Raw genomic sequence first — 20,616 nt, forward strand, 5'->3', positions numbered from 1 at the left:
GGTTACCTCGTGAGTGAAGAGAAGCGGCTAGAAGACCTGTTTGGCCAACAGAAAAACCAGGGCATAGCGCACCAATTTGCCCAGCCCGATCAGAATGAGAGAGCGCCAGAACGAGAGACGCAGCCAGCCGGCCAGCAGACAGAGACCGTCACCGACCACCGGCGTCCAGGCCAGCAGCAGGCACCAGTGGCCATGTTGTTTGAGCCAACCTAGCGCCTTTTGTTCCCCACGACCTTGAAAATCTTCCGGTTTTTTCTTGTATGTGGCAAGCCAGCCGAGCCACCAGGTGGTCATTGACCCTAAGGTATTGCCGAGGGTGGCCCACAGCAACAGGCTGGTCATGCTCCACTGTCCCTGGTTTGCCATGACCCCCAGCAGCACTTCCGAGCTGCCGGGCAACAGGGTCGCCGAGGTGAAGGCGCTGAGAAACAGCCAGCCCAACCCGGCTTCCAGCGTCTCCATCATCCAGGATAGCGCCCGGCGGCGGGCATCCGCAGCACCAGCTTGCCCCGGGTGTGGCCGCCCTCGAGGGCCTGGTGCGCCAGCGCCCCCTCCGCCAGCTCGAACTCGCCGGCCAGGGTGATGTGGGCATCGCCCTGACGCAGCAGGATCAGCATCTGGGCCAGCTGCTTGCTGTCGGGGTGCACCAGCATGCCGCTCACCGCGATCCCCAGGGCGGCGCCAGCGTCCTTGATCGACTGCGCAGTTATAGTCGGCACCGTCACCAGGCGGCCACCCTCGGCGACGCAGGCGAGCGCCGCCTTGCCACTCTCGCCGCCCATCAGATCCAGCACCAGATCGACGCGGCCAACCTGCGCAACCCAGTCCGCATCGTGGTAATCCACCATCTTGCTGGCCCCGATCCCATGCAGGAAGCCGTGGTTTTCCTTGCTGGCCGTCACCACCACCTCGGCGCCATAGGCGCTGGCGAACTGCACCGCCAGGTGCCCCACCCCGCCGCCGGCGGCCAGGATCAGCACCCGCTGCCCCGCCTTGAGAGCGCCGTGCTCAAGCAGCCCCTGCCAGGCGGTGAGCCCGGCCAGCGGCAGGGCCGCCCCCTGCTTGAGGCTCACGCCGTCAAGCAGGACCAGCTCCCCCTCGCTCACCACTATGCTCTCTGCATAGCCGCCGCCCGCCAGCGGGAAACCGACCATACCGCACACTCTGTCCCCCTCCGCCAGGGTGCTGACGCCCGGGCCGACCTTCTCTACCACCCCCGCCACGTCATAACCCGGCGTCCAGGGCAGCTTGTCCTTGTTCTGGGCCGCCGCCCAGCCGAGACCGGCCCGGGTCTTGGCATCGATAGGATTGACCCCGGCATAACAGATGCGCACCCGGACCTCCCCCTCGGCGGGAACCTTGTCGAGCGAAGGGTTGAGCTTAAGTACCGAGGGGTCGCCGAATGCGGTAATCTGTAGCTGCGTCATTGCACAATCCATCCTGTTGATTGATCAAGGATCCACAGAATAACAGCGAGGACACCATGGCTCGAATGTTTCTTATTCCTCTGTTGCTGGCGCTGGGGTGGTGGGCCTTGTTGCTCTACTTCCGCATCCCGCTCAAACAGGGGGCCAAGGGGTTTTACTGGATCATCGGCATCGGTGGTGGCCTGGCCGCCTTCTTCAGCCTGATGATGGTGCTGACGCACTAGCCTTCAGCGCGCCCAGCAACGAGAAGGCCACCCTGGGGTGGCCTCGCGCTCAACTGGCTGGTGCATTGAGATGGTAATGACGGTTGCTGCCCTGCCCCAGCACCCCCTCTGCCAGCAGATGCTGGAACACCCTGTCCACCTCCTCCAGCGGCATGGCCAGCACCTCGGCCACCCGGCGCTTGCTGCACTTGAGCTCACCGCTCTCCAGCGCGACCCGCACCCGCTCCACCAGGGCGGGGGCCGGGGCCGGTTTGTCGACCGCCACAGGCTCGACGGGGGATGCTGCCACGGCCTCGGCGCGCTGCCGTTGCCACAGCCACTGGCGGCGGAAGCGGTTCTCCTCCCCGATCAGGCTGACGAAGAAGGCACCGAACGCATCCAACAGCACAGATAGGAAGCAGACCAGCAGGAACTGCACCTGGCTGATGCTCATGCCCACCCCGTCTGCCAGGCTACTCATCAGCCCCAGCATGGAGGATTGCTCGTTGAGCGGCTTGGCATCCCGCTCCTGGCGCAGATCGTCCTGCTTCAGCCTGAGCTTGGTGTTGGCCTGCTGCAAGCCACTGACGCCGCTGGAGATGCGTGCCATCTCTATGTACTTGCGGGCCGCCTCCTCGTTGAGCTGGATCTGCCGCTCTATGCTGGCGATCTGCTCGTCGAAGCGGGCAATTTCCCGCTCGTGGCGCGCCTGCTGGCTCAGTATGGTGTTGGTGGCGCTGTTGATGCCGCCTATGCTGCCACCGATGGAGATGGCCGCCAGCACGCTGTAGAACAGCAGCGACCAGAAGGCACCACCGAGATCCCGCCGGGCCTTGCACTCACCGTATTCGTACCAGACGTAAAACTTGCCCAGTTCGAAGATGATGGCCAGCCCGCCGAACAGCCACTTCATCAGCGGGTTGTCGTCGATGGAGAGAAACAGCAGCAGGGAGAAGACGATGGAGGCCAGAATGGCCAACCCGGTAAAACTGTAAACCGTGGTCAGTGCGAACCACCCCTTGGGGTAGCGCAGCGCGGCGGTGGCCTGTGTAGTCATGATGAAGAGGATGTGGTGCCGAGGAAAAGTTGGCTGCCGATTATAGTCGCCCAGGCCACAGAATGAAGATTAATCACTTGAATTCCTTCATATCCTCATCTAGGTGAATAGAACGCGACCGAATTGGGCAAATTGCCGCCCCAGGGAGCCACGGCTCGGCATAATCCATGGCTGGTGCTTTTATACTCAGTTCCGCCGAGGCTAAGCTAAAAGACATACACTGATGAATATTTCCCCGTTATCGAGACCATTATGAACAAAACCACCACACTGCTGATCTCTCTGTTCCTGGCTCAGGGTGCGGCCATCGCCGCCCCCAAGAATTACGACAACGACGACATCAAGATCTCGACCGACAACGTGCGGGTCAACCTGGATTGGGATGACAGGGAATATGGCTGGTGGCAGAACAACTGCCTGAACATCAGCAGCGACCGGGTCAAGATCGACTGTGACAAGATGGACAGCAAGTACCGTGACCATTACAACCGCAGCGTCCACAGCGGCAACAACCCGGGCAAGGGCCACGACAAGGACGACTGGGACAATGGCGGCAGCGTGAAATACAAAGAAAAAGACAAGGGCAATGGGAAAGGCAAAAACAAATAACGATTCAGGGGCCCATGGCCCCTGAATGCTGTCTGCTACCAGTAATTTTCCGCACTGATATTGCCGGGGGCCCGCCGCAGGTTCTTGGCCAGCCCCAGCTCAAGCAGTGTCTGCTGGGTCTCCTTCACCATGGCGGGGTTGCCGCATATCATCACCTGGCTATGTACGGCAGAGAACTCTAGCCCGACCCGCGTCTGCAGGCGCCCCTCGCCGATGGCCGCCGGGATCCGGCCGGCCATGGCACCGGGCCACTCCTCGCGGCTGACGAAGGGAACGTAGTGAAAACGCGGCCCGTGCCGCTCGGCAAAGCTCTCGATAAGCGACCGATAACTCAGCTCCTCCCCCTTCCTCACTCCGTGTACCAGCATCAGGTTGTCGAAGCGATCGAAGGCCTCGCCGTCCGCCAGCATGGCCAGGAAGGGACCGATGGCGGTGCCGGTGGAGAGCAGCCAGAGATCGCGCCCGGCGGGCAGTTCATCCAGGGTCAGGAAGCCGGTCGCCTGGGATTGGACCAGCACCGAGTCCCCCGCCTGCAACGAGCCGAGGGACGGCGTCAGCTCACCCTCCGGGATCTCGACCAGATAGAACTCGTGATAGGGGGCAGAGGGGGGATTGACGAAGGAGTAGGCCCGCTGAATGCGGCGCTCACCCTGTTGCAGGGCTAGCTTGGTAAATTGCCCCGCCTTGTAGGGGGCGAGATCCGCCTCCACACGCAGGGAAAACAGGGTGGGGGTCCACTCGATGCGCTCGAGTACCCGACCTTCGACCCAGGCAGCCATAAGGATCTCCTCCATAGGAACAGAACCCTACTCTACCCCTTGATCTGGAAATAAAAAACCCGCGCATGTGCGCGGGTTTTTTCTGCAAAGCGAATCGCTATTACAGAGCAACAACCTGGATCTGTACGGTTGCCTTGACGTCAGCGTGCAGCTGAACAACAACTTCGTACTCGCCGGTGTTACGCAGAACGTTGCCCATGCGGACCTCGCTCTTGGCAACAGCAACGCCGGCAGCAGTGATGGCGTCAGCCACGTCACGGGTACCGATGGAACCGAACAGCTTGCCTTCGTCGCCAGACTTGGAGGCGATGACAACGGCAGCCAGTTCACCCAGCTTGGCAGCGCGCTCTTCAGCGGCAGCTTTACCGGCAGCCAGTTTGGCTTCCAGTTCAGCACGGCGAGCATCGAAGGTCTCGATGTTGGCCTTGGTAGCCATAACGGCTTTGCCTTGCGGGATCAGATAGTTACGGGCGTAGCCAGCTTTAACAGCGACTTGATCACCCAGACCGCCCAGTTTGGCGATTTTGTCGAGCAGGATAACTTGCATTACCTTTCCTCTATAAATGTGGAGTTAGGCTTAAGTGCCGGACCGATTCTTACTTGTTGTGCAGATCGGTGTACGGCAGCAGAGCCAGGTAACGAGCACGCTTGATGGCGCGTGCCAGCTGACGCTGATACTTGGCGCGGGTACCGGTGATACGGCTCGGTACGATCTTGCCAGATTCAGTGACGTAGTTTTTCAGAGTAACGATATCTTTGTAGTCGATCTCGGTAACGTTCTCGGCGGTGAAGCGGCAGAACTTACGACGACGGAAATAACGTGCCATGGCCTTTATCCTCTAATGCGTTGATCTAAGAATTACTCTTCGGAAGACGCTTCAACAGCATCTTCGCGGCGCTCGTCGTCACGACGGACGAAGCGCTCTTCCTTGGCCTTGGCCATAGGAGAAACTTCAGTCACGGCGTGCTTGGTGCGCATGATCATGTTGCGGATAACGGCATCGTTGAAGCGGAAGTTGGTTTCCAGTTCGTCGATAACGGCCTGCTCTGCTTCTACGTTCATCAGAACATAGTGAGCCTTGTGCAGCTTGTCGATCGGGTAAGCCAGTTGACGACGGCCCCAATCTTCCATGCGATGAATGGTACCACCAGCGGTGGTGATAGCGCCGGTGTAACGCTCGATCATGCCAGGTACTTGCTCGCTCTGGTCCGGATGAACCATGAAGACGATTTCGTAATGACGCATTTTAGCTCCTTACGGATTAATTCAGCCTCCGCCCAGGTGCAGCCAAACCTCGGAGGCAAGGAACATAGTGGTGTTTAGACACTGCTTTCTAGGGCGGCGTATTGTACGAAATCGCCTCTCTCACTGCAACTGGCGTCGACAGATGTTTTTATCGATGAGCCTGATGCAAAACTTCAATTGATAACAATTATCATTTAGATCTATTCTATCCTCATATCCTATGGAGGATGACAGTATGCAACCCGCCCTGAGCACGGCCATCCCGGCCCGCAAATTCAAGCTGACCCTGCTGGGGCCCGCCTTTATCGCCGCCATCGGCTATATAGACCCGGGCAACTTTGCCACCAATATCCAGGCGGGTTCCACCTTTGGTTATCAGCTGCTGTGGGTGGTGGTGTGGGCCAACCTGATGGCCATGCTGGTGCAGACCCTCTCCGCCAAGCTCGGCATAGTCACCGGCAAGAACCTCGCGGAACACATCCGGGACAAGTTACCCAGACCCGCGGTCTGGGCTTACTGGGTGCAGGCGGAGATCATCGCCATGGCCACGGATCTCGCCGAGTTCATCGGCGCCGCCGTGGGCTTCAAGCTGCTGCTGGGCGTCACCCTGCTGGAGGGGGCCTGCATCACCGCCGTGGTCACCTGGGCCATCCTGATGCTGCAGGCTCGCGGCCAGAAGCCGCTGGAGTTCGTGGTGGGCGGCCTGCTGCTGTTCGTGGCCGCCGCTTACATCGTCGAGCTGGTCTTCTCCCGCCCCCATCTGCCAAGCCTGCTGGAGGGGGCGCTCTTCCCCGGCCTGCCCAACGGCGATGCCGTCTATCTGGCCGCCGGCGTGCTGGGGGCAACCGTGATGCCCCACGTCATCTATCTGCACTCGGCACTGACCCAGCACACCCAGGACAGGGGCACGGTCCCCCAGCGGCTGCACAGCACCCGGGTGGACGTCGCCATCGCCATGACCATCGCCGGCTTCGTCAACCTGGCCATGATGGCCATGGCCGCCGCGGCCTTCCACGGGGTGGGCGACCAGCCCGTGGCCGAGCTGGAGTCCGCCTACCAGACGCTCACGCCCTTGTTGGGACAGGCGGCCGCCACTCTGTTCAGCCTCTCCCTGGTCGCGTCCGGCATCTCCTCCACCGTGGTGGGGACCCTGGCCGGACAGGTGGTGATGCAGGGTTTCGTGCGCTTCACCATTCCACTCTGGTTGCGTCGGGCCATCACCATGGCCCCCGCCTTCGTGGTGATCGCCATGGGGCTCAACACCACGGATATCCTGGTGCTGAGCCAGGTGATCCTGAGCTTTGGCATAGCGCTGGCGCTGATCCCGCTGCTGATGCTGACCGGCGATCGCGCCCTCATGGGCCAGCATCGCAATCATCCGGTGACTCAGGCGCTGGGGCGACTCATCGTCGCCCTGGTGATCGGCCTCAATGCCTATCTGCTGGTCTCCATGCTCTGACCCCGTCGGCAATATACTGACAGGCTCATTAACCCAGGTTAATGAGCCTGTCTTCGCTTTGGCGTATGCTGCGGCTCTCTCTATCATTCGCAACGCGCGGGAGCCATCCATGGAACATAGCCGAGCCAGCTTCGTGCTGGGCCATCACCAAGAGCAGGCTAGGGTAGTCTATTGCCAGGCCGGCGAGCCGACCCTGCTGGTCACCGACCTCAGCCCCTTCCATCCCCAGAGCCATCTCTGGCCCGATCAACCGGGCGATGTGGGCAGGGTTTGCTGGGATAGTGGCGAAGCCGGCGTGGGCCCCTGCCGCATGGGCGCCATCAGCCCGGACGGCGAGCTGTTCGTGGATCAGGATATACCGGTCAAACGGGGGGCCGAGGGCTGGGCCTTCGTGGTGGTGCATCCGCTGACGGGCAGGCATGAGCTGGCCGTGGAGACCCAAGTCGAGTTGCAGGTAGATGCCGTTGCCCGCCATGCCCTGAGCCTGGGCCATAGCGGCTGCCATCTGGCGGCGCTGGCCCTCAACCGGGTGCTGACCCCTTACTGGCGCAAGGAGCCGAGCGAGCGGGATGCCCTCGGCCAGCCCGATTTTGACCGGCTCGCCATCCAGACCTCGCGGGTCGAGCCCAGAGGCTCGCAGGAGCTGTATCGCATCGGCAAGAGCCTGCGCAAGAAGGGGGTGATGGTGGCCGAGCTGCTGGCGGCCCTGCCCGCCATCGAGCAGGAGATCAACGCCCAGCTGGCCAGTTGGTTGGCGGAGGGTGGCGACATTCGCCGCTCCCGCGCCGGTGAGGCCATCATAGAGTCACGTTACTGGCACTGCACCCTGGAGGGGCAGGAGGTGACCATCCCCTGCGGTGGCACCCATGTCGACAGCCTGGCCGCGCTGGGCCGGGTCAGCGTGCAGCTGAGTCCCGCCGACGAAGGCTTCAGCCTGATCAGCCGGGTCACCCCTTAAGTCCACCCTCAGGCCGGGCGCCCCCGGCCTGACCCTCTTCAGCCGATCCGGATCAGCAGGATACCGCACAGGATCACCAGCGCCGCCATCAGCCTGACCCGGCCCAGTTTCTCCCCCAGCCAGCACCAGGAGAGCAGCACCGCAAACAGCACGCTGCTCTCGCGCAGCGCCGCCACCAGCCCGATGGGCGCCTGGGTCATGGCCCAGATGACGATGCCATAGGCCAGCAGTGACAAGGCACCGCCGAGCGCGCCTGTATACCAGGCCGCGGCATCCAGATCCCGCCAGGCGGTGCGACTCTGCCAGCGCATCAGCAGCGGCATCACCAGCGCGGTGAGGGTGAACAGCCAGAGGGTGTAGCGCACCGGCGCACCGGCCGAGCGGGCGCCCGCCCCATCGGAGAGGGTATAGCCGGCCGTGAACAACGCCGTGATCAGCACGGCACTCAGGGCCGCAGGCGCCAGCCTGATGCCACCGCGCCAGGCCATCAACAGCACCCCGCTCACCAGCACCAAGGCGCCCGCCACCGCCAGCCCACCGGGGACCTCCCCCAACAGCAGCGCCCCCAGCGACAGGGTCAGCAGGGGCGCACTGCCACGGGCCAGCGGATAGATCTGGCCGAACTCGCCGAGCCGGTAGGCCCGGCCGAGGAAAAGGCAATAACCGCAGTGCAGCAGGATGGAGAGCGCCAGCCAAGGATATTCGGTGGCGGCCGGCCACCCCACCAGGGGCAGGAAGGGCGCGGCAAAGAGGCCGGAGCAGAGGGAGACCAGCAAGACGCTGACGCGCCCCTCGGCCTGGCGCTTGGCCAACGCATTCCAGAGGGCGTGTAACAGGGCGGCCAGCAGGATGGCCGCAAAGAGGGTGGGGGTCACGACAACGTTCCAGTCAAGATGGGGGGCCGATCATATCCGTTTGTATCACGGCAGTGTGGGAGCCATCTCAAACTGGCGCCCCTTGCCCGACATCCAGGCCCGGGCTCAGACCGCCGTTTTGCGCATGCCCATGTGGGGGATGTCGTCTTCGAGATAGCCCTCCCCTTCCGCCACGAAACCGTGCTGACCGTAGAAGCCTTGCAGGTGAGCCTGGGCGCCGAGCCAGATGGAGTGACCCGGCCAGCTAGCCTCACAGCCCCTGACGGCCTCCGCCAGCAACCGGTGACCCAGGCCGCCGCCCCGCGACTGGGGCGAGGTAACCACCCGGCCGATGGCGCAGCCATGTTCGTCACCTATGCCAGGTGCCATGATCCGGCTATAGGCCGCCAGATGGCGCCCCTCGTAACCGAGCAGGTGCAGCACCCCTTCGCGGCGATCCAGCCCATCCAGATCCTGGAAAGGGCAAGTCTGCTCCACCACGAACACTTCGGCCCGCAGGGCCAGCAAATCATACAATTCGTCCGTGGTCAGCTCGGACCAGGCCTTGAGACTCCAGTTCATCGGCAACTCCTTATCGATTAGGCCCGCCAGCATAGGGGAGCGCAGCCAGACCGGCATTAACCTTTGTTAAGACTTTTAAGCCGTTTGCGAATGCGGCTGAGGCTGATGGGGCTGATGCCGAGATAGGCGGCGATCTGGTGATCCGGCACCCTGGCATCAAGGGCCGGGAAGCTCTGCAGGAAGTGCTGGTAGCGGGCCTGGGGGCTCTCGGTCAGCAGCAACAGCTCCTTCTCCTCCTTGATGCGCAGCTGTACCGCCAGCAGGTGCTGATACCAGGCGGGCCAGCAGCTGAGCTGGCGCAGATCGGCCAGGGCGAACAGCTGCAGCCGGCAGGGCTCCAGCGCCTCCACGCTGTAGCGGGAGGGCTCGCCACTGAGCAGGTGGTGGAAGTCGATGAACTCGTCCCCCTCCCAGTAGAACTCCTTGATGTACTCGCGCCCATCCGCCAGCACCACCTTGGCCCGCAGCAAGCCCTGCTCCACCCTGACCAGCAGATCGGGGCTGTCACCGGCGTGCCAGAGGCAGGCTCGGGGGGCGAGCGTCAGCGAGCGGGCAAAAGAGAGGAGGCGCGTGGCCTCCTGCTCATCTGTGACCCGATCCCGGCTGAACGGGGGTCTGTCCATCACCCTTGGCTCAGACGCGGCGCTGACGCACGGCTTCGAACAGGCAGACGCCCGCCGCCACCGAGACGTTGAGGCTGGAGACAGCCCCGGCCATCGGGATGCTCACCAGCTCGTCGCAGTGCTCGCGCGTCAGGCGACGCATGCCCTTGCCCTCGGCGCCCATCACCAGCGCCATCGGGCCGGTCAGTTTGGCCTGATAGAGATCGTGATCCGCTTCGCCGGCGGTGCCGACCAGCCAGACACCCCGTTCCTGCAACTCGCGCAGGCTGCGGGCCAGGTTGGTGACCTGGATCAACGGCACCACTTCGGCGGCGCCACAGGCGACCTTGCGCACGACGGAGGTCAGGCCGGTGGCCTTGTCCCGCGGCACTATGACCGCATGGACCCCGGCCGCATCGGCGCTGCGCAGGCAGGCGCCGAGGTTGTGCGGATCGGTCACCCCGTCCAGCACCAGCAGGAAGGGCTGGGCTTGTCGCGAGGCGAGGCTGTCCAGCAGGCTGGCCAGATCGTGCTCGGCCAGCTTGGGCGCCTCTATCACCTTGGCCATGATGCCCTGGTGATTGTTGCCCTCGGCTTTATCATCGAGCGTCTTGCGGTTCACGCTCTGCACCTTGAGGCCGAGCGCTTCCAGCTCGTCCAGCAGGGGCTGCAACCTGTCGTCTTCACGGCCCTTGAGGGCCCACACTTCGATGAAGCGCTCCGGGGTGCGCTCCAGCAGCGCGGATACAGCGTGAATGCCGTAGATCAGTTCTGTACTCATTTAGTGCTCTTGGTCTTTTCGCGAGCCTTCTTGCTCGGTCGTCTGTTGCTGGGCTTGGCACGGCCACCCTTGTCGGATTTGCCGCTATCCTTGCTCTCTTTGCGTTTATCGTGACGTTGGCCACCCTTGGCGGGCTTGCGCACCACCTCTTTGCCATCCTTGCCGGTGAGTGGCGCTTCCACCATCACGAAGTCGATCTTGCGATCGTCCAGGTTCACGCCCATCACCTTGACGCGTACCTTGTCACCCAGGCGGTAGCGACGGCGGAAGTTCTCGCCGATCAGCTGCATGTGCAGGGGATCAAACTGGTAGTAGTCGTTGGTGAGGGTGCTGACGTGCACCAGACCGTCGATGTGGATCTCCGCCAGACGGACGAAGAAACCGAAGCCGGTGACGCTGGCGATGACGCCATCAAACTCGTCACCCACGTGATCCAGCATGTACTCACACTTGAGCCAGTCGGCCACGTCGCGGGTCGCATCGTCGGCACGGCGCTCGGTCATGGAGCAGTGCTCGCCCATGGGATCCACTTCTTCCAGCTGGTAGTGATAACCCCCGCTCGGGGTCCACTTGTGGCGCAGGTTGCCCTGCTGCTCCTTGGCCGTCTGGTACTTGATGGCGCGGTGCAGGATGAGATCCGGATAGCGGCGGATCGGCGAGGTGAAGTGGGCGTAGGACTTCAGGGCCAGACCGAAGTGACCTATGTTGTCGGCCTGATAGACCGCCTGGCGCATGGAGCGCAGCAACATGGTGGAGAGCAGCTCGGCATCCGGACGCCCCTCAAACTTGGCGGCCAGCTCGGCGAAGTCCTTCGGCTCGGGCTCGAGACCCCCCTTGAGCTCCAGACCCAGTTCGGCCAGGAAGTCACGGAAACCGGTCAGGCGCTCTTCGCCCGGACGATCGTGCACCCGGAACAGGGCAAAGGCTTCGTTCTTCTCGATGTAACGGGCCGCGGCCACGTTCGCCTGGATCATGCACTCTTCGATGATCTTGTGGGCATCGTTGCGCACCAGCGGCACTATCTGGTCGATCTTGCGCTGGGCGTTGAAGATGAAGCGGGTCTCTTCGCTCTCGAATTCCACGGCGCCACGCTGGTGACGGGCGTGCTTGAGCGCCTTGTAGAGGTTGTTGAGCTCCTCGATGTGGCCCACCAGCGGCTCGTACTGCTGACGCAGCTTGGGCTCGCCATCCAGGATCGCCGCCACCTTGCTGTAGGTCATGCGCGCGTGGGAATTCATCACCGCTTCGTAGAACTTGTAACCGGACATGCGGCCGGCGGCGGAGATGGTCATCTCGCACACCATGCACAGCCGGTCGACCTGCGGGTTCAGGGAGCAGAGGCCGTTGGAGAGCACCTCCGGCAGCATGGGCACCACGAACTCGGGGAAATAGACGGAGTTGCCGCGCTGATAGGCTTCGGCATCCAGCGCCGTGCCGGGCTTCACGTAGGAGGAGACATCCGCGATGGCGACCCACAGGCGCCAGCCGCCACCGCGCTTGGCTTCACAGAAGACGGCGTCATCGAAGTCACGCGCATCTTCCCCGTCTATGGTGACCAGCGGCAGGGCACGCAGGTCGATACGACCCTCTTTGGCCTTCTCCGGCACCTGTTCGCCCAGACCGGCGACCTCCTTGGTCACCTCTTCCGGCCAGGTGTGCGGGATGCCGTGGGTACGCAGGGCGATCTCGATCTCCATGCCCGGCGCCATGTTCTCGCCCAGCACGTCCAGCACGGTACCGACCGAATTGATGCGGGAGGTGGCGCGCTGGGTGATGCGAACGACCACGACCTGGCTCTGGCGGGCACCCTTGTTCTCCCCTTCGGGGATGAGGATGTCCTGGCCGATGCGGCTGTCATCCGGCACCACGAAGCCGACCCCGTTCTCGACGAAGTAGCGGCCGACGATGTCAGCCTCGCGGGGCTTGAGCAGGCGCACCAGTCTGGCCTCCTGCCGGCCCTTGCGATCGATCTCGGTCGGCTGTACCAGCACGTAGTCGCCGTGCATCAGGCGCTGCATCTCACGGTTGTTCAGGAAGAGATCCGATCCACCACCCTCGGGGCGCAGAAAACCGAATCCATCTTTATGGCCGAGCACATAGCCTTTCACCAGATTCAGACGATCCGGCAGGGCGTAACATTGGTTCCTGGTGAACACGAGCTGCCCATCGCGCTCCATGGCGCGCAGACGACGGCGCAAGGCCTCCAGCGGCTCTTCTTCGGTCAGCTTGAGGGCCTTGGCCAACTCTTCCCGGGACATGGGTTTCTCATGGCCCTTGATGAGCTCCAGCAGCATCTCGCGGCTGGCGATGGGGTTTTCGTATTTTTCGGCCTCGCGTTGGAGGAAAGGATCTTTTTGAGACATAAGCAGGCCTTAGGGTAGGTAATAATGAAGACATTATATCGAAGGGGGGAGCTAATGGCATCCATCGACTGCCTTTTGGCCAATCTCTCTGTCATACTGGCCGCAGTTTGCAGGTATGTGAGACTCGGAACTCATGAGCAAGGACTCGTTCGCCCAATCTGCCGCCTATTTGAAACAGGCGGTCCCCCTGATGATCAAGTATCAGATTCCTACCACCCCGAACAATTACCACCTCTGGTACAACTACGTCTCCGGCGACATGCCCGAGCTGAACAGCGCCATCGATCAGGCGGTCAAGCTGCAGGGCACCTGCTCCCTCACCACCTGCGAGCGCCTCTACCATCAGCACCTCGCCAGCCAGGATGAGCAGCAGATGGAGGCCATGAAGCTCAATCTGGCCGCCATGGCCAACGAGCTGGGACACTCCATGCAGGATGCGCTGGTCGACACCGGCCAGTTCCAGGCGATGCTCGACAAGAGCTTCGACAGGCTGAGCCTCATCGATGACGAGGGGCTGAGCCTGGAAGACACCATGGGCATACTGCGGGAGCTGGTGCGCGAGTCGCGGGACGTGCGCATGTCCACCATGCACTTTCGCAGTCAGCTCAGCAGCGCCGAGAAGGAGATCAAGGAGCTGAAGGAGGCGCTGAGCGAGACCCGCAAGCTGGCCACCGAGGACGCCCTCACCAACCTGCTCAATCGCCGCGCCTTCGATCTGGAGATGGAGTGCCTGATCCGCACCCGTCAGCCGTTCTCGCTGATCCTGGTCGACATCGATCGCTTCAAGAGCTTCAACGACGAATATGGCCACCTGCTAGGGGATCAGGTGCTGCGCATCTTCGGCAAGCGGCTGCGGGAAGCCAGCAAGGAGGGGATCACCGCCTACCGACTCGGGGGGGAGGAGTTTGCGCTGCTGGCGCCACGCCGCTCCCTGGCGCTGACCCGGCAGATGGCGGAGAGCCTGCGCCGGGCCATCGAGAAGATGTCGATCCTGGATCGCAAGTCTGGCCGGCGCATCGATCACATCACCGCCTCGTTCGGGGTGGGTGAACACCAGGGGCAGGAGACGGGGGATGCCCTGGTCGAGCGCACCGACAAGCTGCTCTACAAGGCCAAGGAGCTCGGTCGCAACCGGGTGATGCCGCTCCCTTCCTGAGCCTGCGCGCAGTAAAAAGGCCGGTCATTGACCGGCCTTTTTATCTCTGCAACCCAACGGCTCAGAGGCTCTTCAGCTTCTCTTCCGGCAGCGCCAGCTTATCGTTATGGTTGACGCCGATGCCGCGTTCCAGCACATGGCGTGCGATGGCGTGCGCCTCTTCCAGCGAGTGCATGCTGTAGGTGCCGCACTGATATTCGTTCAGCTCGGGGATCTTGGCCTGATCCTGCACGGTCAGCACATCGCTCATGGCGGCCTGCCAGGCAGCGCCCACACGCGCCTCGTCCGGCGCGCCGATCAGGCTCATGTAGAAGCCGGTACGGCAACCCATGGGGGAGATGTCGATAATCTCGACCCCGTTGCCGTTCAGGTGATCCCGCATGAAACCGGCAAACAGGTGCTCCAGGGTGTGGATGCCGCGCTCGGAGAGGATCTCCTGGTTCGGCACGCAGAAGCGCAGATCGAACACCGTGATGGTGTCCTTGCTCGGGGTCTGCATGGTCTTGGCCACCCGCACGGCAGGGGCTTCCATACGGGTATGGTCGACGGTAAAACTGTCCAATAACGGCATTTCTGACTCCTGATTGGTTACGAGAACCAGCCCCCGCTGGGGAGCCGATCCTTGCATTGTCGGTACTGGGCGCCGTAGCGCTGGGCGCGGGCCTCCACCTTGCGGGAGACCTTCATCAGCCATCCCTTGCTGCGGTAGCTGCCACGCCGGTAGCCGCCCCAGCCTTCGTGATAGTTGAGATACTGGCCATAGGCATCCCACTTGGAGGTGCCATTCAGCCGCTGCGCCTTGCTAGTGTACCAGCCCATGAAATCGATGGCGTCGGCAAAGTCGTCTCTATTGCTCCAGCCGTTGCCACTTTCCCGCTGATAGTCATCCCAAGTCTCATCCTTCACCTGAGCATAGCCATAGGCCGAGCTGGCGCGCCCGGTCGGGATGAAGAGGAAATAGTCCATCGGTGGCCGGGCATCGTGTACGAAGGAGGACTCCTGATACATCATGGCCATTACCACGTGCACCGGTGTCCCCCAGCGCTCGCTCATCCGCAGCGCCGCCTTGTGCCAATCCGGCTTCTCGCTGAAGATCTGGCACAGGTTCTCCGGCTGAGCCGGTGGCTTGGAACTACAGGCGGTCAGACCCATCAGCAGGCCTGCCACCACCATGAGACGCGTCCACATCAGCGGGATGGTATCTTGGTTCTCTGCATCGTTTCGAGGCTCATTCATCACATCAAATTGCGTCTTCGTTCTCTTCGCCGGTACGGATACGAATGACCCGCTCCACTTCACAGACAAAAATCTTGCCATCACCGATCTTGCCGGTGCGGGCGGTGTTCTGGATGGCTTCCAGGCAGGCATCGAGATCCTCGTCCTGCACCACCAGCTCGACCTTCACCTTCGGCAGGAAATCCACCATGTATTCGGCGCCGCGATAGAGCTCGGTGTGCCCCTTCTGGCGGCCGAAGCCCTTGACCTCTGAGACTGTCATGCCGTTGATGCCGATCTCGGCCAGGGCCTCGCGCACATCGTCCAGCTTGAACGGTTTGATGATGGCTTCAATCTTCTTCATGGTGACTCCTTACCAGTTCTGTTTGCCAAACCCGGAGGTGATGGGGTAACGGCGATCCTTACCAAAGTTGCGGGCCGTGATACGGGGCCCGACGGCGGCTTGGCGGCGCTTGTATTCGTTGAGATCCACCAGGCGGATCACCTTGCGCACCACGGCTTCTTCGAAGCCCTCCGCCACCAGGTCGGCGACCGAGGCATCCTCTTCCACATAACGCTTGAGGATGGCATCCAGGATGTCATAGGGGGGCAAGCTGTCCTGATCCACCTGATCCGGAGCAAGCTCCGCCGAAGGGGGGCGATCGATGACCCGCTGCGGGATCACATAATTGACGCTATTGCGATATTCACACAGCTTGAAGACCAGGGTCTTGGGCACGTCCTTGAGCACATCGAAGCCGCCCGCCATGTCACCGTAGAGGGTGGCATAACCGACCGCCATCTCACTCTTGTTGCCAGTGGTCAGCACGATGCGGCGACGTTTGTTGGAGAGCGCCATCAGCAAGACGCCACGGCAGCGGGCCTGCAGGTTCTCTTCGGTGGTGTCCCGTGCGGTGCCGGCAAACAGCGGCGCCAGCTGGGTCATGAAGCCTTCGAACATGGGCTCGATGGAAATGATGTCGAACTCGACCCCCATCCGCTCGGCCTGCTCCTTGGCATCCTCCACGCTCATCTGGGCGGTGTAGCGGAACGGCATCATCACCGCCTGCACCTTGTCCGCCCCGATGGCATCGGCGGCGATGGCCAGGGTCAGGGCGGAGTCGATGCCGCCGGAAAGCCCCAGCACGGCGCCCAGGAAGCCGTTCTTGGTGACATAGTCGCGCACCGCCAACACCAACGCCTGATAGACCTCGGCCAATGACGCGAGGGAGGCGGCAGGCTCCTGTAGCTTCACAGGTTGACCGTTTTCGAAACGCACCAGCGCCAGCTCTTCGGCAAAAGGCGCCAGCTTGTGGGTCAGCTCGCCCTGGCTGTTGAACACCTTGGAGCAGCCGTCGAAGATCAGCTCGTCCTGACCGCAGACCTGGTTGAGATAAACGAATGGCAGGCCAGTCTGATCGCAGCGCTCCGTCATCAGCTCATTGCGGATCCAGGGTTTCTCCCTGTCATAGGGGGAGGCGTTGATACTCAGCAGCAGTTCGGCGCCGGCCGCCTTGGCCGCCAGGGCCGGCCCCGGTTGCCACAGATCTTCGCAGATGAGCAGTCCCAATTTGTGCCCCCTGAAAGCCACGACGCAGGTCTCAGTGCCCGCGCTGAAGTAGCGCTTCTCGTCGAACACCCCGTAATTGGGCAGATCCTGCTTGAAGTAACGCGCCACCAGCTGGCCCCGCTCATAGAGGGAGGCCGCGTTGTAGAGCGCCTCGCCTTCGCGCCAGGGATGCCCCACCAGGATGGCGCAATTGCCCTGCCAGGCCGCCACTCGGGCCAGTGCAGCCTCGACCCGGATCATCAGGTCGGCCCGCAGCAGCAGATCTTCCGGCGGGTAACCGGTCAATGCCAGCTCGGAGCACACCAGCAGATCGGCGCCTTGCTGATCCGCCTCTGCGGCCGCAGCCAGCACCTTGTCACAGTTATCTTCGATGGCGCCTACCGTCAGATTTAACTGGGCAAGCATCAGAGAGAGGGCTTTTGCCATGGCGATGCATCTTAAAACTCGAAAATGATGGGGAATGATAAAGAAAAGGCGCTGGCTGTGCCAGCGCCTTGGCTCCCACAACAGGTCCTAGGGGGAGCAGGACAGGTTGGCGGCATTGGTAACGCCGTTGTCCACCAGCAAGGTACAGGGGCCGCTGATGACTTGCCCGCTGGCTGGCGGAGTCATAGGGATGCTTAAAGAACTAGGCTTAAGCAGGAAGGTCGTGTTGTTTCCCGAATAGGAGAAATTCACCACCAGGGTAATATTCTGGGCCGCCGTACAGGTATATATGGCCGTCTGATTATCACTGCTCGGCGTATCCACATGACAATTGGCACCGGATGTCGAGGTACTGATGCTCAAACCACCGAACACATTCTTCTTGCAGGCCTTGGGCGTTGGATCGTTGTTTTTTGTTTTCTCGAGACACTCCACCTTGCCCGTTACCGTCAACAAGGGTTGTGTCACCACGCCAGTGTCTATAGAAACGGCCAGTTCGGTGCTGAGTGCCAGGCTCTGATCGCGCGGTGAGATAAGCGTCGCTGTAATCCCCGAGTTCCCCTGATAGACGGTGGCCTTTACCTTCACGCTCTGCATAGCCTGGCTGGCATCCTTGGTAGATTTCTTGGCGGCCAGGTAGCCACGACTGTAACTGCCGAAGTAGTAGTTGTTGAGATCAACGATGGTGTCGATCGGCTCATTACTGACGACGGCATAGTCGGTCACCACCCCCGTCAATTGACCACTGAGCGGTGTCATGGACCACTCCGCCAACATGGTCAGATTGATATCCTGAAATGGCACTCTGGCCAGATAACCGGTGACGCTGGTATCTATCCCGGCCAGATAGGTCGGGTTTAGAATATCGACATAGATGCCACGGGCGATCAGCTGACGCGTGCCGGTATTGACCGTGATGCCCGTGGTAGCATCTCCGCCGGGCGCGACATTGGCGGGGGTTTGAAGCCATGTGGAGAAATCACTGATCGTTGGCGCCGTCGCCGTCGGGTTTGATGTCCAGTTCAGAGTCTGTTTCTGCCAGTCGATATAGGCTTTGACCACATACTGGATGTAATTCTGATAACTGACCTGATTGGCTTGTTTGGCCAAGAAGTCTGAAGTAGTGACGATGACCTTGATCAGGTTCCAATCCGGGAGAGGACGATAGTAACCGTCTAACCGAACGAAACGGCAGGCATCGATATAACTTCCGCTACCAACCTGGGTAAAAGAGCTGTTGTAGCGCTGCCGGCTGGTATTGAGCGGCGCATAGTAGTTGGGGAATCCCGTCCCCGTTCCGTCGAAGTGATCCTTGCAACAGCTGCTGCATAAAGCTGGCTGATCATTGCCATTCACCGTCCCGGTCTGCTTGCTTTGCAATGACCCCACTTTCCAATAAAGCTGGTTGGTGGCAGTGCTGTAGGCCTGACCCGGAAGATAGGCACTCAAAGTGGAACCATAGGTGCAGGCGCAACTTACCGAGCTGATATCTTGCTGGATTTGCTGGGTATTGCCTTGGTTCGCAGGCTGGTAGGTCATTGTTTCAAACTGTACCTCCTTGCCGACAGTGTTATTTTTGGCCACCACGGTCGGAGAAGGCTTGCTGGTTTCCTGTCTGCTACCGTTGCCGAGATCGATGGAGATGACGTCTGGCGCTACCCCTGGGGTATAATTTATCTTCGGCCCTGTCCGGGCGGTATCCAGCCCGCCATGCAGCTGCTCTGCAGTCAGCGATTCCGAGGGAGAGGCATAGCCCGTGAGAGTTACCGCAGCCTGCCCCCCTCCGCTGTTGGTCCAGTTGACTCTCGTATAGATCTGTTTTCGTCCAGGGTAGTTCTGCAGGTACCCCGCAGGTGCCGTGTTCTGCCATGCCGAAGTGGCCCCGTTCCAATATTGGTTGGTTACCGTCCAAACCAGCGTATAGCTATCACCAGACTGGCTCTTGGTCACATTACCGCTCGCAATGGCGTCATAGGCCGTGAGCGGAGCAGTCGCCGTCACCAGACTATTGAAGTTACGGAACTCATCGATCTTGGATTCGGCCAGACGCATGGCGATTTCATAGCGCCGCCCATCCTGAGATGCGGTCAGGGCCGACTTTGAGAGAACCACCAGGCCGACCACGGCAACCCCCAACACCACCAGGGTCACCAATATCTCGAGCAGGCCAAATCCTTTTTGCCATTTCATCTGCTTATCCTCTACCAGTCGCGCCAGCTGCCCGGCACCTGTTTAAGAGTCTGGAAGACGGCACCGGTCCTGATATTGCTCAGCGCAGCCTCATCATATTTTGCATCATAGGTACCATTGGAATTGCCAAGCTTGAAGTTGGCCGCCAGGGCACCATTGACGATGGCCCCGCCAGTGAGTTTGATATCTGCGGTCGCCGTGGCCGGGTCTTCAGAGTAAGCAAACACCAGTCCATAGAGCTGGCGGTTACCATTGATGGTCAGGTTGCCATTTCGAATGATCAACACAACAGGGGCGGCCTGAGTGCCAATGTTGGCCCCCGGATTACAATCGCCGTCGACGATGACAAGCCCCGTTGTCGTCGGCCCTAGACCATTGCAATTCGTGACCATCTGATTGGCTCTGGATTCGATGTTTGCCCAACCTGCGTCATCATCATTCTCATTGAACAGATACCAGACCAGATCACTGGGGAAGGCGGGATCGCTATCCTTGATATCCGATTGCTTGCTGCCCGCCTGGCTGATATTGGCACTGCAACTACCCGCGTAGTCTCCCTGATTGCAGGTCTGGCCAGATCCATTGTTGAGGTCCACATAATCATTGGTCCAGATGGACAGCGGCACTCCCAGCCCGCCCCCATTGGGATTGGCCACCACGGTGAAATTGCCCCCCACCGCCATGCCGCCGGCGACGGTCAGCGGGGCAGCCGGGGTTCCTGCCAAGACATTGCTCTGCACATATTGCGCCTCGACCGCAGCCTGAGCCTGATTGTTATTCAAATTGGCCACGGAACGAATGCGGATCGGGGTCACTTGGGTGGTACTCCCCACCACCACGGGGAAGGAGGTCATGCAATCCACAGTCAGGCCATAGGTGCCGCCAGCCCCAGATGGAGAGAATGAATTTCCAGACCAGGAGGGGGTTGCAGGACAAAGAGAGCCTTCAGCGGCTAATCGGCCAAAACCGTAGGAGAGACCCTGCTCCGCCAACGCCATGACCTGACGATAGAGCGCTTCGTTTAATGTCACACGACGATCGGCCACCAGCAACTTGCCCACCAGCAGGGAGACCGCCAGCAGGATCAGCACCAGGATCAGCGTGACTGTGAAGGTTGTAAAACCGGATTGAGTTCTCAT

23 protein-coding genes are annotated in these 20,616 nt (G+C 61.3%); 5 read left to right on the top strand and 18 right to left on the bottom strand.

Translation table 11 applies throughout. The features are described from left to right. Window positions 1-27: 27 nt before the first annotated feature. Together AACW18_RS18830 and AACW18_RS18835 are read right to left on the bottom strand one after the other, a co-directional pair. Entirely contained in the window at window positions 28-465 is a 438-nt protein-coding gene (locus AACW18_RS18830; protein WP_218389537.1) for a YqaA family protein, read from the bottom strand. Continuing rightward, window positions 462-1,427: an NADP-dependent oxidoreductase gene (locus tag AACW18_RS18835; protein WP_218389538.1), complete on the bottom strand. Its 966-nt coding sequence runs from the start codon at window positions 1,425-1,427 to the stop codon at window positions 462-464. The genes AACW18_RS18830 and AACW18_RS18835 overlap by 4 nt, the downstream gene beginning before the upstream one ends. A gap of 65 nt (window positions 1,428-1,492) precedes the next feature. Here AACW18_RS18835 and AACW18_RS18840 point away from each other — a divergent pair, with 65 nt between their 5' ends. Continuing rightward, the gene (locus tag AACW18_RS18840) at window positions 1,493-1,651 is read left to right on the top strand and encodes a hypothetical protein (protein ID WP_170175991.1); all 159 of its coding nucleotides are present in this window, start codon (window positions 1,493-1,495) and stop codon (window positions 1,649-1,651) included. 49 nt (window positions 1,652-1,700) lie between these two features. Here AACW18_RS18840 and AACW18_RS18845 read toward each other — a convergent pair whose 3' ends face one another. Beyond that, window positions 1,701-2,687, bottom strand: coding sequence for a Preprotein translocase subunit SecY (locus AACW18_RS18845; RefSeq protein WP_218389539.1), 987 nt, complete (start codon window positions 2,685-2,687; stop codon window positions 1,701-1,703). Between the two features lie 252 nt (window positions 2,688-2,939). Between AACW18_RS18845 and AACW18_RS18850 the strand changes: the two genes are divergently transcribed. Continuing rightward, entirely contained in the window at window positions 2,940-3,296 is a 357-nt protein-coding gene (locus tag AACW18_RS18850; RefSeq protein ID WP_218389540.1) for a hypothetical protein, read from the top strand. Window positions 3,297-3,331: 35 nt separating this feature from the next. Here the strand turns inward: AACW18_RS18850 and AACW18_RS18855 are convergent, their stop codons facing one another. From AACW18_RS18855 to rpsF, 4 genes are all read right to left on the bottom strand, one after another. Then, window positions 3,332-4,075: a ferredoxin--NADP reductase gene (locus AACW18_RS18855; RefSeq protein ID WP_218389541.1), complete on the bottom strand. Its 744-nt coding sequence runs from the start codon at window positions 4,073-4,075 to the stop codon at window positions 3,332-3,334. A 100-nt stretch (window positions 4,076-4,175) separates the two neighbouring features. Then, the gene (rplI, locus tag AACW18_RS18860; protein ID WP_042011812.1) at window positions 4,176-4,622 is read right to left on the bottom strand and encodes a 50S ribosomal protein L9; all 447 of its coding nucleotides are present in this window, start codon (window positions 4,620-4,622) and stop codon (window positions 4,176-4,178) included. 49 nt (window positions 4,623-4,671) lie between these two features. Next, window positions 4,672-4,902 (bottom strand): 30S ribosomal protein S18, encoded by a 231-nt coding sequence (gene rpsR, locus AACW18_RS18865; RefSeq protein ID WP_005313392.1) that lies wholly within the window; start codon window positions 4,900-4,902, stop codon window positions 4,672-4,674. A gap of 32 nt (window positions 4,903-4,934) precedes the next feature. Further along, complete coding sequence (gene rpsF / locus AACW18_RS18870; RefSeq protein ID WP_042652154.1) at window positions 4,935-5,321, bottom strand: 30S ribosomal protein S6; 387 nt, start codon at window positions 5,319-5,321, stop codon at window positions 4,935-4,937. A 235-nt stretch (window positions 5,322-5,556) separates the two neighbouring features. Here rpsF and AACW18_RS18875 point away from each other — a divergent pair, with 235 nt between their 5' ends. Together AACW18_RS18875 and AACW18_RS18880 are read left to right on the top strand one after the other, a co-directional pair. After that, window positions 5,557-6,780 carry an Nramp family divalent metal transporter gene (locus tag AACW18_RS18875; RefSeq protein WP_218389542.1) on the top strand — a complete coding sequence of 408 codons (1,224 nt, stop codon included), beginning with the start codon at window positions 5,557-5,559 and terminating at the stop codon, window positions 6,778-6,780. A gap of 109 nt (window positions 6,781-6,889) precedes the next feature. Beyond that, complete coding sequence (locus tag AACW18_RS18880; RefSeq protein WP_218389543.1) at window positions 6,890-7,738, top strand: hypothetical protein; 849 nt, start codon at window positions 6,890-6,892, stop codon at window positions 7,736-7,738. 38 nt (window positions 7,739-7,776) lie between these two features. Here AACW18_RS18880 and AACW18_RS18885 read toward each other — a convergent pair whose 3' ends face one another. The 5 genes from AACW18_RS18885 to rnr form a co-directional block, all read right to left on the bottom strand. Beyond that, a complete protein-coding gene (locus AACW18_RS18885; protein ID WP_218389544.1) occupies window positions 7,777-8,613 on the bottom strand; it encodes an EamA family transporter in 837 nt (278 codons plus the stop codon). A gap of 105 nt (window positions 8,614-8,718) precedes the next feature. Next, window positions 8,719-9,174, bottom strand: coding sequence for a GNAT family N-acetyltransferase (locus AACW18_RS18890; protein WP_218291202.1), 456 nt, complete (start codon window positions 9,172-9,174; stop codon window positions 8,719-8,721). 56 nt (window positions 9,175-9,230) lie between these two features. Then, window positions 9,231-9,797, bottom strand: coding sequence for a Crp/Fnr family transcriptional regulator (locus AACW18_RS18895; protein ID WP_218389545.1), 567 nt, complete (start codon window positions 9,795-9,797; stop codon window positions 9,231-9,233). 10 nt (window positions 9,798-9,807) lie between these two features. Continuing rightward, entirely contained in the window at window positions 9,808-10,557 is a 750-nt protein-coding gene (rlmB, locus tag AACW18_RS18900; RefSeq protein WP_042652148.1) for a 23S rRNA (guanosine(2251)-2'-O)-methyltransferase RlmB, read from the bottom strand. After that, window positions 10,554-12,920 (bottom strand): ribonuclease R, encoded by a 2,367-nt coding sequence (gene rnr / locus AACW18_RS18905; RefSeq protein ID WP_218291199.1) that lies wholly within the window; start codon window positions 12,918-12,920, stop codon window positions 10,554-10,556. The genes rlmB and rnr overlap by 4 nt, the downstream gene beginning before the upstream one ends. 133 nt (window positions 12,921-13,053) lie before the next feature. Here rnr and AACW18_RS18910 point away from each other — a divergent pair, with 133 nt between their 5' ends. Next, entirely contained in the window at window positions 13,054-14,076 is a 1,023-nt protein-coding gene (locus AACW18_RS18910; protein WP_042652146.1) for a GGDEF domain-containing protein, read from the top strand. A gap of 61 nt (window positions 14,077-14,137) precedes the next feature. Here AACW18_RS18910 and luxS read toward each other — a convergent pair whose 3' ends face one another. The 6 genes from luxS to AACW18_RS18940 form a co-directional block, all read right to left on the bottom strand. Continuing rightward, a complete protein-coding gene (gene luxS / locus AACW18_RS18915) occupies window positions 14,138-14,647 on the bottom strand; it encodes an S-ribosylhomocysteine lyase (RefSeq protein ID WP_218389546.1) in 510 nt (169 codons plus the stop codon). 17 nt (window positions 14,648-14,664) lie between these two features. Next, a complete protein-coding gene (locus AACW18_RS18920) occupies window positions 14,665-15,264 on the bottom strand; it encodes a transglycosylase SLT domain-containing protein (protein ID WP_277994526.1) in 600 nt (199 codons plus the stop codon). Window positions 15,265-15,316: 52 nt separating this feature from the next. After that, window positions 15,317-15,655 carry a nitrogen regulatory protein P-II gene (gene glnB, locus AACW18_RS18925; RefSeq protein WP_005308848.1) on the bottom strand — a complete coding sequence of 113 codons (339 nt, stop codon included), beginning with the start codon at window positions 15,653-15,655 and terminating at the stop codon, window positions 15,317-15,319. Between the two features lie 9 nt (window positions 15,656-15,664). After that, the gene (locus AACW18_RS18930) at window positions 15,665-17,287 is read right to left on the bottom strand and encodes an NAD+ synthase (RefSeq protein WP_218389548.1); all 1,623 of its coding nucleotides are present in this window, start codon (window positions 17,285-17,287) and stop codon (window positions 15,665-15,667) included. An 87-nt stretch (window positions 17,288-17,374) separates the two neighbouring features. After that, window positions 17,375-19,477, bottom strand: a complete 2,103-nt coding sequence (locus tag AACW18_RS18935; RefSeq protein ID WP_218389549.1) for a prepilin-type N-terminal cleavage/methylation domain-containing protein — start codon at window positions 19,475-19,477, stop codon at window positions 17,375-17,377. A gap of 11 nt (window positions 19,478-19,488) precedes the next feature. Beyond that, window positions 19,489-20,616, bottom strand: coding sequence for a PilX N-terminal domain-containing pilus assembly protein (locus AACW18_RS18940; RefSeq protein ID WP_042652141.1), 1,128 nt, complete (start codon window positions 20,614-20,616; stop codon window positions 19,489-19,491).

Origin of the sequence: Aeromonas sp. sia0103, from assembly GCF_963895295.1 — a bacterium.
GTDB lineage: Bacteria > Pseudomonadota > Gammaproteobacteria > Enterobacterales > Aeromonadaceae > Aeromonas > Aeromonas encheleia.